At 58.1% G+C, this 12,850-nt stretch carries 17 protein-coding genes and 1 pseudogene; 17 read left to right on the forward strand and 1 reads right to left on the reverse strand.

Annotation, left to right across the window (positions count from 1 at the left end; genetic code table 11):
• The first annotated feature begins 106 nt into the window (after positions 1-106).
• From HOY34_RS19115 to HOY34_RS19125, 3 genes are read left to right on the forward strand one after another with little or no spacing between them, the layout of a single operon-like run.
• The gene (locus HOY34_RS19115; protein WP_172365826.1) at positions 107-550 is read left to right on the forward strand and encodes a hypothetical protein; all 444 of its coding nucleotides are present in this window, start codon (positions 107-109) and stop codon (positions 548-550) included.
• Positions 547-1,185 carry a tail assembly protein gene (locus HOY34_RS19120; protein ID WP_172365828.1) on the forward strand — a complete coding sequence of 213 codons (639 nt, stop codon included), beginning with the start codon at positions 547-549 and terminating at the stop codon, positions 1,183-1,185. Before HOY34_RS19115 ends, HOY34_RS19120 begins: the two co-directional genes overlap by 4 nt.
• Positions 1,185-1,532, forward strand: coding sequence for an HNH endonuclease (locus HOY34_RS19125; protein WP_172365830.1), 348 nt, complete (start codon positions 1,185-1,187; stop codon positions 1,530-1,532). The genes HOY34_RS19120 and HOY34_RS19125 overlap by 1 nt, the downstream gene beginning before the upstream one ends.
• Positions 1,533-1,634: 102 nt before the next feature.
• Here the strand turns inward: HOY34_RS19125 and HOY34_RS19130 are convergent, their stop codons facing one another.
• Positions 1,635-1,787 (reverse strand): hypothetical protein, encoded by a 153-nt coding sequence (locus HOY34_RS19130; RefSeq protein ID WP_172365832.1) that lies wholly within the window; start codon positions 1,785-1,787, stop codon positions 1,635-1,637.
• Between the two features lie 121 nt (positions 1,788-1,908).
• On the opposite strand from HOY34_RS19130, the gene HOY34_RS19135 reads away from it, so the two are divergent.
• The 14 genes and pseudogenes from HOY34_RS19135 to HOY34_RS19200 all read left to right on the forward strand — a co-directional run bounded on the left by HOY34_RS19135 (position 1,909) and on the right by HOY34_RS19200 (position 12,665).
• Complete coding sequence (locus HOY34_RS19135) at positions 1,909-2,997, forward strand: DNA cytosine methyltransferase (protein ID WP_172365834.1); 1,089 nt, start codon at positions 1,909-1,911, stop codon at positions 2,995-2,997.
• Between the two features lie 103 nt (positions 2,998-3,100).
• A complete protein-coding gene (locus HOY34_RS19140; RefSeq protein ID WP_172365835.1) occupies positions 3,101-3,940 on the forward strand; it encodes a Cfr10I/Bse634I family restriction endonuclease in 840 nt (279 codons plus the stop codon).
• A 165-nt stretch (positions 3,941-4,105) separates the two neighbouring features.
• Positions 4,106-4,408 (forward strand): head-tail connector protein, encoded by a 303-nt coding sequence (locus HOY34_RS19145; protein ID WP_172365837.1) that lies wholly within the window; start codon positions 4,106-4,108, stop codon positions 4,406-4,408.
• Entirely contained in the window at positions 4,408-4,866 is a 459-nt protein-coding gene (locus HOY34_RS19150; protein ID WP_253944555.1) for an HK97-gp10 family putative phage morphogenesis protein, read from the forward strand. The genes HOY34_RS19145 and HOY34_RS19150 overlap by 1 nt, the downstream gene beginning before the upstream one ends.
• Positions 4,863-5,285, forward strand: a complete 423-nt coding sequence (gene gp17 / locus HOY34_RS19155; protein ID WP_172365839.1) for a tail completion protein gp17 — start codon at positions 4,863-4,865, stop codon at positions 5,283-5,285. The genes HOY34_RS19150 and gp17 overlap by 4 nt, the downstream gene beginning before the upstream one ends.
• Positions 5,285-5,596, forward strand: a complete 312-nt coding sequence (locus HOY34_RS19160; RefSeq protein ID WP_172365841.1) for a head-tail adaptor protein — start codon at positions 5,285-5,287, stop codon at positions 5,594-5,596. Before gp17 ends, HOY34_RS19160 begins: the two co-directional genes overlap by 1 nt.
• A pseudogene (locus HOY34_RS19165) lies at positions 5,593-5,985 on the forward strand (P27 family phage terminase small subunit). Before HOY34_RS19160 ends, HOY34_RS19165 begins: the two are co-directional and overlap by 4 nt.
• A gap of 2 nt (positions 5,986-5,987) precedes the next feature.
• Positions 5,988-7,616 carry a terminase large subunit gene (locus HOY34_RS19170; RefSeq protein WP_172365843.1) on the forward strand — a complete coding sequence of 543 codons (1,629 nt, stop codon included), beginning with the start codon at positions 5,988-5,990 and terminating at the stop codon, positions 7,614-7,616.
• A 15-nt stretch (positions 7,617-7,631) separates the two neighbouring features.
• A complete protein-coding gene (locus HOY34_RS19175) occupies positions 7,632-10,016 on the forward strand; it encodes a phage tail tape measure protein (RefSeq protein WP_172365845.1) in 2,385 nt (794 codons plus the stop codon).
• Between the two features lie 688 nt (positions 10,017-10,704).
• The gene (locus HOY34_RS19180; protein ID WP_216654843.1) at positions 10,705-10,911 is read left to right on the forward strand and encodes a hypothetical protein; all 207 of its coding nucleotides are present in this window, start codon (positions 10,705-10,707) and stop codon (positions 10,909-10,911) included.
• A gap of 248 nt (positions 10,912-11,159) precedes the next feature.
• Positions 11,160-11,354: a hypothetical protein gene (locus HOY34_RS19185; RefSeq protein WP_172365849.1), complete on the forward strand. Its 195-nt coding sequence runs from the start codon at positions 11,160-11,162 to the stop codon at positions 11,352-11,354.
• Between the two features lie 92 nt (positions 11,355-11,446).
• Positions 11,447-11,968: a hypothetical protein gene (locus tag HOY34_RS19190; protein ID WP_172365851.1), complete on the forward strand. Its 522-nt coding sequence runs from the start codon at positions 11,447-11,449 to the stop codon at positions 11,966-11,968.
• 98 nt (positions 11,969-12,066) lie between these two features.
• Entirely contained in the window at positions 12,067-12,303 is a 237-nt protein-coding gene (locus HOY34_RS19195) for a hypothetical protein (protein ID WP_172365853.1), read from the forward strand.
• Positions 12,303-12,665: a hypothetical protein gene (locus tag HOY34_RS19200; RefSeq protein ID WP_172365855.1), complete on the forward strand. Its 363-nt coding sequence runs from the start codon at positions 12,303-12,305 to the stop codon at positions 12,663-12,665. The genes HOY34_RS19195 and HOY34_RS19200 overlap by 1 nt, the downstream gene beginning before the upstream one ends.
• Positions 12,666-12,850: the final 185 nt, after the last annotated feature.

Raw genomic sequence — 12,850 nt, forward strand, 5'->3', positions numbered from 1 at the left:
CAGTAAGAAAAAAGAAGGAGACACACCCAACCTTGACCCCAGCTTGAACCAAAATCCATAATCAGAGGTGGCTCACTTCTCGGTGACAAAACCGGCTCAGTTCCGCGTGAGATTCAACACGCTGGCGGCAGAAATCGCCCTGGCATATGCCGCCACCATTCCGCTTGCGCAGATAGCACCTCTCGCACAAGCGGCCTGTCTCGCCCTGTTCGCTGCTATCCTTGCACCAGCGCAGGGCGAGGGAACCCCATCACCAGCACCCGCATCTGACCCGATGCCGCTTTCCCGGTTCTTCACTGAATTGTTCAGCCGCGCCACAAGCTGGCTGCACTGGCCCCCGTCCGAGGTCTGGAACGCATCGGTGGCCGAGATTGTCACGGCGCTTGAAGCGCAGGCAGAGCGCGAACTGCGCCTTGCTGGCATCCCATCCGACAAGGGCAAGGGGCCAGAGGTATATACACCTGAGCGCCTGCGCGAGATTGAAGCCGATGGAATTGACCCGGCCTTTGATCGCGCCGCGCTTCAGGCATTGAAAGCGAGGCACCAATGAGAACGATTCACCTTCACGGCAATCTGGGGAAAGAGTTCGGCCACAAGGTCAGGCTGGCGGTTGATACCGTGGAAGAAGCCATTCAGGCCCTGCAAGCGAACTTCCCCAAGTTCTTCAACTATATCCGCAACGGCCATTTCCGGGTGATCGTCGGAAAGACCAAAAAGAACGGCATGGAACTGGATGAAGCCATGCTGCCGGGCTTCAAACTTGGCAATCAGGATCTGTTCGTTATCCCGGTTATCAAGGGTTCAAAGCGTGGCGGCGTTGGTAAGATCATTGCAGGCGTTGCGCTGATCGGGCTTGCCGCCTTCGGTGGTGCGGCCCTTGCTTCCCCGTTGTTCGCGGGCGGCAGCATGAGCGTGGGTTCCATTGCTGGTGCGATGGGAACCAGCCTCATGCTTACCGGCGTGGCGACCATGCTGGCCCCGGAACTGAAAGCCGAGGAAACAGAAAAGTCCTTCACCATGACCGGCCCGCAAAACACCACCCGCGAGGGCGGTATCATCCCCATTGCTTATGGCCGCGTCTGGACGGGTGGCACCCTGATTAACGGGGCGCTGAGTATCAGCCAGAAGGGCAGCACGACCAGCACCGATGCAGGCGGCTTGTTCAGGCAGATCGGCGGGAAGTAATGCCAGCGCCGCCCCGTCTCTGTTCCTGCGGTGCCATTGTTCCGGCTGGTGATCTATGCGCCTGCCAGCGTGACACCATCCGCGTCCGCAAACGCCGGTATGACGCAACCCGTCCGAACAGCCGCCAGCGCGGCTATACGCGCCAATGGGAAGCCCTGCGGGCCGAGTTCCTGCGCCTGCACCCGACTTGTGCGTTCTGCGGTGCTGAGGCGCAGGTTGTGGACCATATCCAGCGCCACCACGGCAACGTGGCGCTGGTGATGAACTGGAACAACTTGCAGTCCCTCTGCAAACGCTGCCACGATTCCGAGAAGCAGAGGCAGGAACGGGCCAATGTCAGAACGTGACTTGTGGCAAGAAGTAGAGTCGTGTGAGAAGTATGGGACCGTGCTTCGGCATCAATCCCCGCACCTGCATGCAGTGGTTCTGTTCTTTGCTAGAAGAATGCTCTACGGGGCCTTATCTTCACGAGCCGCAAGCCATTGACGAACGATCACCGTCAGCAGACTGGATACTGAACGCGCATCAGCTTTTGCCGCCGCCTCCAATGCCATCTTGTCATTCTCATCCAAACGGAATGAAACTGGCAGACCTTTACTCATGCGCCACCTTTTGTAGTAAAATGTAGTTGACGCACCGCGTCTGCGCATGTAACTACAATCGAATACAAACAACAAGCAGCTACCCGTGAGGTGGCAGCGCAGCGATACCAAAGAAGACGTTATGACGCAGAACACCAACCTCGGAATATTTTCATTTTTTTCAGGCTGCGGGCTGCTTGACCTCGGCTTTGAAAAAGCTGGCTTCCACACTCGGTTCGTCAATGAATATTACGAACCGTTTCTAGATGGATACCGTTATTCCCGAAAGAAGTTAGGTGTTCCTGAACCAAAATATGGATATTCCAGCGCATCCATCGTAGACGTTGCCTCATCTGAAATGAAGGCGAAGGTTGATTTCGCCAAAAATGATGGTGATCTTATTGGCTTCATTGGCGGCCCTCCATGCCCTGATTTTTCGGTAGGTGGAAAAAATAGGGGCCAAGAGGGAGACAATGGTAAGCTGTCGCGTGTCTATATTGACCTCGTGTGCGCTGCCCGCCCTGACTTTTTTGTTTTTGAAAACGTCAAGGGTTTGTGGCGAACGAAGAAGCACCGCGCGTTCTATGAATCCCTCAAGGTCGATCTTGTGAAAGCAGGCTATCATCTGCACGAACGCCTCATCAATGCCATCGAATTTGGTGCCCCGCAGGATCGGGACCGTATTATTCTGATGGGTTTCCACAATAGCAAGTTTTCCGGGTGCGATCTGACTTGGGATGGCGTTATTTATCCTGAAAGGGCCGCATTCTCTTACGAATGGCCAGACACGCATCCGTTCAATGAAAATGGGAGTGTTCCTAAGCCAAACAATGTTCCGCTGGAACTTACAGTGCAGCATTGGTTTGATAAAAATGCAGTGAACGAGCATCCGAACGCAAGGCACGTATTCCAACCCAGAGCTGGCCTGAAAAGGTTCCTTACCCTTGATGAGGGTGATGACAGCAAGAAATCATACAAACGGCTTCACCGCTGGCGCTACTCCCCCACGGCAGCTTATGGGAATAATGAGGTTCACGTTCACCCATACAAGGCGAGGCGCATTTCGGTGGCTGAGGCTCTGGCGATTCAGTCTGCGCCACGTGACTTTGAACTGCCTGCGTCCATGACCTTGAGCGCGATGTTCAAAACGGTAGGGAATGGTGTCCCGTTCTTGGCTGCTCAAGGTATCGCGTTGACCGTCAAGCGGCATATCAAGGCGGCCCGTATGTAGGGGGCAAGGCACTTAAAGCCAATAAACGTCTTGCAGAGCGGCTGGGTAGCCTTGCCAATGACGATGTATCAGACCATCACTGGCGGGACCGGATGTGATGGAGATGCAGAACGTGCCCTATATCAGGATGAATGGCGGTAGAGCTGAGGTTATCAAGCGTGACGCGATCACCCATATTCGGGGACAAGCTCTGCCCGCCGACCACGAAACCTATACGGGCATTCTGGAAAGTTTAGATAACACAATACGCCCACGGGGCGTTGGTCAAGGTGCGTTGAGCAACGCACATGGAGATTGGTATGAATGGATGCTTGCCTTAGAGGCATGGAATACCGCAGCTAATAATCCAGATGCCGACTTGGCACTTCTTCTTCCGAATAAAAGACGATTTGATCTATCCCGGCTCTACAGTCCCCGCATTTGTGGTATCATTACTGATCTGCGTAACAAAGTTTTGCAAACTGGCAACATCAGTTTTGTTAGTTCAAATCCAGACTTCGTTATACTGGGAAGATCTGTAGTTGATCGAGTAATACCTCATTTGAATCCCATTAATATGCTTTCAAATGACGCGATAGACACACTTGATAATAGCTATCTTGAGTTCGCCGATCAGTGCTCATTTGAAGAGATTAAAGGTTATATTTCCGTTAAATCATCGCTGAGACCTGACAGGCGACTGCAAATACCGCACGAGGGAAGCTTAATGAAAGCAGTCTATGTTCATATTCAGACGCGAGAATGGATCATAAATCCGAACGGGATCAAGTATTATGCGATTTCTACTGCGATTAACGACTCTGATATCGAAGCCCTTAATACCGTAGCAACACATTCTATCACCACTGTTTCGAGTGTTCCTCAGGCGGCTGTAGATCAACTTTTTGCCGCAAATTCCCCGGTTGAAGCTCGTGCAGTTTTTGAACAGATTCTACTGCCATGAGACTTTATGAATTTTGGTAGAGGGGGTATCTCTGAACTTTCGTCCCTTTCAGGGAACCGGCGTGTGGTCCTTCGCGCAAGATACGCCGGAATATAACTTTTCACGATTCACAGCCCGGCATGGCGGTGTTATATTATAACAACTTTGTTTGTTATGAGTGCTGCCATGTCCCTGCCAACTGCCCTGATCCGGGCGCATCTGAACCTTGACGACGACCGCGACCCGGAACTGCTGACCCATTACGCCAATGTGGCTGCGATGTGGGTGGCGGCTTATACCGGCCAGCCCTTCACAGCTGACAACGCCCTGATGGTGCAGTCCGCGCTTCTGCTGGTGGCGCACCAGTATGAAAGCCGCGAGGGCGTGACCTTTGCCAGCCCGCACCAGTTGCCCTTCGGCGTCCATGATCTGCTGTCGCCCCTGAAAGAGCGCGTCACCGGCTACCGGCCCGAGCCGGAGGCAGCATAATGGCCCGCTATGTCCAAGGCTCTGATGCCCTGAAACGCAAGCTGGCAGCGCTTCCGGCTGCCGTTGCCGCTGCCCTGAACCCCGCCTTGAAGCGTTCCGCCGAGGAAGTGGCAGCCGATGCCCGCGCCTTGGCCGAGGCATCGCGGCGCACGGGCAGCCTTGCAGATTCCATTGATGCCACCGGCCCCGGCGAAACCACGCCCGCCTATGCAGCCAATGGCGGCAGGCGCACCGCCGAAGACGGGCAGGCATTTGTCACCGCTGGCAGCCCTGACGCCCGCCACGGGCATCTCGTGGAGTTCGGCACCAGCGAGCGCCAGCACAAGGATGGCACCAGCACGGGCACCATGCCCGCCGAACCCTTCCTGCTGCCCGCTTGGCGGCTGAATATGACCCGCGTGAAGAACCGCCTGCGCCGGGTGATCCGCGCCGAGGCGAGGAAGGCGGCAGGCCAATGATGGACCCGAGCCTTTCCCTGCAAACGCTGATCGGTGATCTGCTAGCGGCTGATCCTCGGATTGCTGCCCATGTTGACCCGGTGAATATCCGCGCCGGTTCCATCCGCCCCGACAACCTGCCTGCAATCGTCCTGGCACCAGCCCGCGTGTCCATCCTTGGCCATGCCTCGGGCGGCTATGTCGTGGCCGAGGTCCGCATGATGCTGCACCTCTGGGCCGTGGAAGATGGTTCCACGGTGGCGCAGGCGGTGGCCGGTGCTGCCATGCTGGCGCTGATGGATGCGCCCCGGCCCGATGGTTTCGCCATTGATGACTGGCAGCGCCCGGAACTGGTCTGGATGCGCGACCCTGCGCCCGAGCGCACCTATACGCATGGCACGATTGCCCTGCGGGCGGTGCTGCGGTGGAGGGCCGAGTGATGCAGGCCGGGAAACTTCAACACCGCATTGAACTGCAACGGCTTTCAGAAACCCCCGGCCCGCATCGGCATGTTGTTCAGACTTGGACCACCTACGCCAGCGGCAAGGCAGAACTGCGCCAATCTGGCCTGTCCGAGTTCCTGACCACCTTCGGCGAGGGTGTGAGCAACAACGCTGTTTTCCTGCTGCGGTGGGTGCCGGGTGTGGCTGTCTCTGACCGCATCCTGCACGGCGGCAAGGTCTGGAACATTGTCGCCATTGCCGAGATTGGGCGCAGGAAAGGCATTGAACTGCGGGCGGTGGCGGCATGAGCAAGCACCTTCGGGGCGTAAAGCCTGCACCTGCTGTTGATGCCGAGGCACTGACCAAAGCACCGCCTGCGCCTGCCTATCTTTCGGCGCAGGCCAAGGCAGAATGGAAGCGGGTTATGCCGCAACTCATCGCCCGCAAGACGCTGGTGCGGGCCGATCTGGCAGGGGTGGAGGCTTACGCTTCGGCAGTCGGCATCTGTCGCCAGATTGAGGAACAGCGGGCCGGTGGCCTTATCGACAAGGTGATGTTCGGCATCTGAAACCGGGCAGCGCAGACCGCCCGCCAGCTTGCCGCCGAATACGGGCTGACCCCGACCAGCCGCGCAAGGATGGGAATTGCCGGTGATGCCCCGCCTGCCGACACCAGCCCGAACCCGCTGGAGATTTGACAATGCCAGCTTCCACCTTCCCGGAATGGATTTTCGATAACAGTCCGATTCCTGACCCGTTTGGCAAGGGCCAGCGGGCCGTGGATTTTATCCGCGCCCTTCGGCACGTCAAAAGCACGGTTGCTGGCCGGGCCTTCACTCTCCACCCCTTCCAAGAGCGGATCATTCGCGGAATCTATGGCCCGTGTGATGCTGATGGTGAGCGCCTTGTGAGGAAAGCGTTCTTCGGCATCCCGCGCGGGAACAGGAAAACCACGCTGTCTGCGGCTATGTCCCTGCTGCACCTGATCGGGCCAGAGCGGGTGCCGGGCGGCGAAATCGTCTTTGCAGCCGGTGACAAGCGGCAGGCTTCCATCGCGTTCAAAGAGGCCCGCGAAATCCTCACCCTTGACCAGAGGCTGGTGAAGGCCACCCGGATTGTGAACCAGCGCAACGCCGCCCGTGAGATCGAAAGCCTGCTGCCCGGCTTTGAATCCAAGCTGGAAGTTGTTTCCTCGGATGGGTCACGCCAGAACGGCACCACCCCGAGCTTTGTTCTTTGCGATGAGATTCACGCATGGAAAGAGGCCAGCGGTTCGGAAATGATGGAAGTTCTGGAATCCGGCCTTGCAAAGCGCCCGAACGGTTTGATGGTGATCGCCACCACGGCGGGGCGCGGTGCTGATGGGTTCGCTGCGAATGAATACGCCTATGCCCGTGACGTTGCCAGCGGCAAGGTTATTGCCCCTTCTTTCCTTCCGATCCTCTTTGAAATTCAGGACTCAGACGATTGGACGGATGAGGCAGTTTGGCACCGCTGCAACCCCGGCCTGCAATATGGGTTCCAAGACATCAAAGACCTTCGGAACAAGGCGCAGCGGGCGAAGAACATGCCCTCTGCGGCATATGGGTTCCAGCAATACCACCTGAACAAATGGCACGGGAACAGCCGCGACCCTCTGTTTGATATGCCGACCTACGACCGGCGCAAGCTGGACGACGACGAACCAGACCTCGAACAGCTTCCGGCCTATATCGGTGTGGACCTGTCACAGACCGGCGACCTGACTGCCGTTGCCGTGGCCTTCCGGCATGGGGATGGCCAGATCACGCTTCGCAATACCTGCTTTGTGCCTGCTGCCGATCTGGAAGGCCGGGCGCACCGCGACCGCGCCCCCTATCAGCAATGGGCCGACCGCGACCTGATCCAGCTTTGCCCCGGTGGCGTGATCGACCAGAAACAGGTGGAGGATCACATTCGCAACCTCTGCGCCACCTATGACGTGCAAGAGATCGCGGTGGACCCGGCGCTTGCCCGCGTCCTGTCGCAGAATCTTTCCGATGATGGGCTGCCGGTGTTCACCCATCCGCAAAGCGCGGTGATTATGTCCGAGGCGACCGGCAATCTGGTGCGCACGGTGAACGGCGAGTTGATCCGCCATGATGGCGACCCGGTTCTGCGCCAGCACTTTGACAATGTGGCCGTATCCAGCAACCCGCAATCGGGGCTGATCCGTATGCACAAACAGCGCAGCAATGGCCGGATTGACGCGGCGGTGGCTTCTGCAATGGCCGTATCCCGTGCCGTGACCGCCCATAACAAGAAATCCCGCTATGACGACCCCGATGTGATCGGGCTGACCTGTATTTGATCTGAGGTAAAGAGTATGTCCGACGCCGATATGATGGGGCTGATTATCAAGCTGGAAGCGCAAACGCGCAACCTGCAACGCGACTTTGCCCGCGCCAATGCCATTCAGGCCAAGGCTTCAAAGCAGATGGAAGCCAAGGCCAAGCGTTCCGCCGATCAGATCGCCAAGACCTATGAGGGCATGGGCGGGCGGATCGGCAATGCCTTCAAGGCTATCAACCTTCCCAAAGTGGCCGGGGCGCTTGGGATTGGTGCAGGCATCGGCGTGGCCGGTGCTGTCGCATCGGTGCGCAATCTTACAAAAGAGATGGCGGAACTGTCCAATGAAGCCAAACGCGCCGGGATTGGCATTGAAGCCTTTCAGGAATGGAAGTTCGTTGCGGAACAGAACCGCATCGGCATTGATGCCCTGACCGATGGTTTCAAAGAACTGCATATCCGGGCGGGCGAGTTCTTCCTTGATGGCACCGGGGCCGGTGCCGAGGCTTTCAAGAAACTTGGTTATTCCGCCGAGGAACTGAAAGAGAAGCTGAAAGACCCTTCCGCGCTGATGGTGGAAATCCTCGGGCGTCTTGGAAAGCTGGATCAGGCCAGCCAGTCTTTCTTGCTGGAAGAAATCTTTGGCGGTGCCGGTGGCGAACAATTCTCTGCCCTTCTCGGGCAGGGTGAAGCCGCTTTGCGCCAGACCATCCAACGCGCCCATGAAACCGGGGCTGTTATGGATGAGGAACTGATCCGCAAAGCCGCCGAGGTTGACGCCAAGTGGAACGCCATGATCGGCACCGCGTCCAACTGGGCCAAAGCCACCATCCTTGGGCTTGTGGCGGCGGGCGCGGAACTGGCGGACCTGCGGGCGCGTATGGATGAACTGTTCCCCGATGAGGCCGAGGGGCGTTCGGTTCTGGGCGATAGCGTCTATGATGCCTTGGAACAGGACCGTGACGCGCTGGATGAGGTAGCGCATGATGTCGAGGCCCTGAAAGGCCAATACGATTCCTTGGGCTATGAGGCCATTGGCACCGCGAACCAGATGGCGGCGTTTGCCGATGAACTGGACCGGATGGGCATGGCCGATCAGGCCGCTATCATCCGCGACTATGCCGATGGCCTGCGGGGCGTGGCGCAGGATTACGGGACCGGCGCAATCAACGCCGAAGAGTTCTCGGATAAGATTCAGGCCGTCCAGCGTGATGCTGAAACCGCCTTTGGTGCCTTGCAGGACGTGGACGGCGTTTCCTTCGCGGGTGCCATTGCCGAAATGAACCGGCTTGGCACGGTGATCGGTGGTCTGATCGCCCTGGCAAATACGCTTCGCAATACCCTGCCGGGTGCCGGGCCGGGCGTGACCACCGGAACGCCCATTCAGGGTGGCGCGGGCGCGAACATGCCGCCGACCTTTGATAGCGGCATCGCCACCAGCCCGAGGCCCGGCGCACGTCCTGATAACTGGCAGGCCGATATGGATGGCGATGGCATCCCCGATGCCCTGCAAGACGACAAGGGCGGCGGCGGGAAGAAAGGCGGCGGCGGGCGTTCGCAGGATGAGTTCGCCCGTGCTGTTGAGGGTCTGAACCGGGAACGGGCTGCTTTGGAAGCGGAAGCTGTCGCGCTGATCGCCGCCAAAGAGGCAGGCACCGAATACGGCGATGCTCTGGAATACGCCCGCACCCGTGCTGAACTGCTGAACGCGGCGCAACAGGCCGGAAAGCAGATCACGCCCGAACTGACCGCCGAAATCGACCGGCTTGCGCAGGCGCAGGTTCAGGCCGGGAACGCTGCCGACAAGGCAGCCAAAGACCTTGAACAGGTTCAGGAACGCGGAAAGAAAGGCGCAGAAGCCCTTTCGGATGTGTTCCTTGCCGTTCTGGATGGCAGCATGTCCGCCGAGGAAGCCTTGGGCCAGTTGCTGCTACAGATGGCGCGAGTTCAAATGCAGAAGGCGCTTCTCGGGCTGTTCTCGGGAACCGGCGTGGGTGATTTTGTCGGTGGCCTTTTGGGCTTCGCAGATGGCGGGTTCACCGGGGCCGGTGGCAAATATGAACCGGCTGGCGTGGTCCATAAGGGCGAGTATGTGTTTTCTGCCGAGACGGTGAAGCGCCTCGGGGCTGATAACCTTGACAGACTCCACCAGAGCGCCCGCAAGGGCTATGCTTCGGGTGGCCTTGTCGGGGATGGCGGAAAGATCGCAAGGGCCTCTGGTGAGTCTCTGCGCGAGTCTGCGGGGGCATCGGCACCGGCTATCACGATCAACAGCCCGATCACGGTAAACGGCAGCGCCGGAACGCCCGAGCAAAACGCCGATCTGGCGAAACAGGTGGCGCGGGAAACCGAAGCCGGGATGCGGGCGCTGATCCAGACCGAACTTATACGGCAGATGAGGCCGGGCGGGATGCTGCGCTAACCAGCACCTTGATTCTTCTGCGCGTTCCGGTTAGGTTCATCTGGCCGGAACGGCAGCACCAAGCACAAAGCAGTCAGGTTTGAACCGATACCCAGATGGGAATGACGTTCACCGACACCGCGATACCAGCCCCAAATTGAACGCCAGCACCGGGAAACATGACCGGGCAGCGAGTCGCCTAGCTGGAAGGTGCAGGAAAGATCGTCTTGGATCGCTCCCCGGTGGAAATCACCGGACGCCCCAAACGGTTGCCGCCGGTCTTCGGACGATATGGCACAGAAAGACGGTTGCTCTGTCGGGCGAACCTTATGGTTCAGGGCGACAACAACCGATCACGGTTCGATTGAAGGAAAGTCGGACGTGATGCGCAGCCGAGAGGCTGCAACCGCTTGATCGTAAGATCGGGAATCCGGGCGCTGCTAGGTCAATGGAAGCCACCTAGTGTCAGAAGCCCGCCACCACCTGTTAGACGCAGAACATTCCCCCCATGACGACACAGATTAGCTTGTGTGTCGTCATGGGGGGAAAGACCTATTTCCGCAGGTAATATTCATTCTGTGCAAGATCAGATGATGCTTCTGCGGATCCAGACATGAAAGAGATCGAGCCGAAGCGAAGCGGAGGCCAGCAACGAGGCCGAAGGCCGAGGCGCAGGGAGCCGCCAGAGGCGGCGAGTATAGAAAGAGTGATGATGAAGATTGATCTGCATAGCCTTGCCCGTGCTTTCGGTGGCCTGCCGGAGGGGCAGCACCTCGGGACGCGACTTCACATGAAAGACCATGTTCCGGCAGAGGCGCTGCAGGTTGTGGCCTTTGCTGAACGCCAAGAGCACCTGAACGCGGTGATGATCCGGGCGCAGAAACCGCTTGCAGGTCATGTCAATGTTATAATATAACAACCAAGCATAGAGGGGATGGCTTCCAATCACGCCCCAAAGCACAGACGCCCTGCCGGTGATCCTGACCGGCAGGGCGTTTTCTTTTGTCTGCTCTTAGCCAAATAGCTAAACAGCTACCCCGCCCCGAAGTAAGTAAGCACTTACTAATATATTGAAAATAAACAATATATGTTCATTTTCGGCTTGACCGGGATTCCGGCGCTGTCCTAGATTCCTGCTATCGAGCAAATCAGGAGCGCCGACCGATGCCGCACTTTCTCACAGATGAAACCTTTGACCGCCTCATGGCCGACCTTACCGGCGCGTTCATGGCAGCCGCGACCAGCACCGGCACCGACCTGCACGACAAGCTGATTGAGGCGCTGGCCTGCGCCGATCTGCTGCCAGAGTCCTGCCGGGCCGATTACATGGATGAAGTGGCAGTGAAGCGGGCGGCGTGAGAGATCACGGTTTCGTGATGTTCTGCGCGATATTACTAATTACATTACTATGTAGATAGTAATATCTATAAATGCAGAAAGGAGATCATCACATGGCAAACGCCAATGCAGAAGCGCAGCGCCGCTGGCGGCAACGTCAGAAGGAAAAGCGGCAGGCCGGGCTCACAGAGGCGTCAACACCCTCGGACGTGTTCAGGACGCCGTTCTTTGAGTTCTATGCCAACAACCCGTATGAAAGTGAGTTCAACTTTTGCCTTGATATGGCGGGCATCCCCATGCCGGAATTTGAAGATGATCGCGGCCCGGCTCACCATGCGCTGAATGAGGTGCTGGACGCGGGCAGCCCAAGTTTCAGCGATGAAGTTCGTTCGCTTGGCAGGGCTGAGGTGATGGTCGGGGCGCTGATTGATGCGGCCCGTTCCCTTGCCGATATGGTGAACAACTACAAGCAACGCGAGATCACGGCCCGCATGGCCGAGATAGAGGCTTCCGACCTGTCGGAACCCGAGGCCAAGAAAGCCGCGCTTAAAGAGGCCGCAAGGCTGCAAAAGATGCTGGATCAGCTGGACAAGCAGGTTCGCTGGACCTTCCCCCAGTGGAAGGTAACGGGCTGAACAGCCCCTGACAGTAGGGCGGAAACCGTCAAAGTTTCCTAGGCCGAGAAGGCTTCCGCCCCTGTCGTCTAGAACTCCGATAATAGAAGGACATCGGAATGCCCGTTGATACTACCACCATCACCACCCCGGCGGCAACGTCCGCCACTGACCACGGCACGGTTACGATTGAATACCGTGGCCTGACCATTCCGGTTGGCTTCGACATCCATGCGGAAACGCCGGTTGAGCAGAAGGCAGAGCTGATCCGCATGGCTGCTCTGCAGTGTGCGTCCGACTTCTTTGACGCCTATCGTGGCGGTGAAGCCGAAGTCGTGGAAGGGGAGGCAGCATAATGGCTTTCTCTCTCGCCGCCGTTGAAGAAAGCAGCGCGAACTGGCTGGACCACCAGCGCGAGGCCATCGCAGCCCTTAACTCTGCACGGGCGCAGATGGATCTTGCCAAGGCAAAGCATGCGGCTGCAAGGGTGAAGCTGAAAGCGGCGCGGCTTGCCAACCGTGAAGTCCAGATGCCGGTTTATCACCCCGACGACCAGCACAAGCTGAAACAGTTGAAAGCTCTGCTGGCGCTTCGGGATGCCGAACTGAAAGCAATCCGCTGCGATGCCAAGGTTCGCCGCGCCGTGACCCGTCACGATGCAGCGCGGCTGCACTGGCAGCGCGTGGAGAAGGGTGAAGGCTTCTCGCTGGCAGCCTGACCAGCACCACGACCACCAAAGCGGGCGCATCACCAGCGCCCGCTTTTCTTCCCCGTCCCATGAGAACTTCACCGGCTGCGCGGGTATAACCAGATAGAGGGCTGACGCGCCTTGGCTGCAAAGGGGCTGCCGAAAGCGTTGCGGTTTGTCGGTGAGTGCGCAGGTTCAGAACACCTATCAACCCC

Origin of the sequence: Pseudogemmobacter hezensis, assembly GCF_013155295.1 — a bacterium.
In the GTDB taxonomy this organism is placed as follows: domain Bacteria; phylum Pseudomonadota; class Alphaproteobacteria; order Rhodobacterales; family Rhodobacteraceae; genus Pseudogemmobacter; species Pseudogemmobacter hezensis.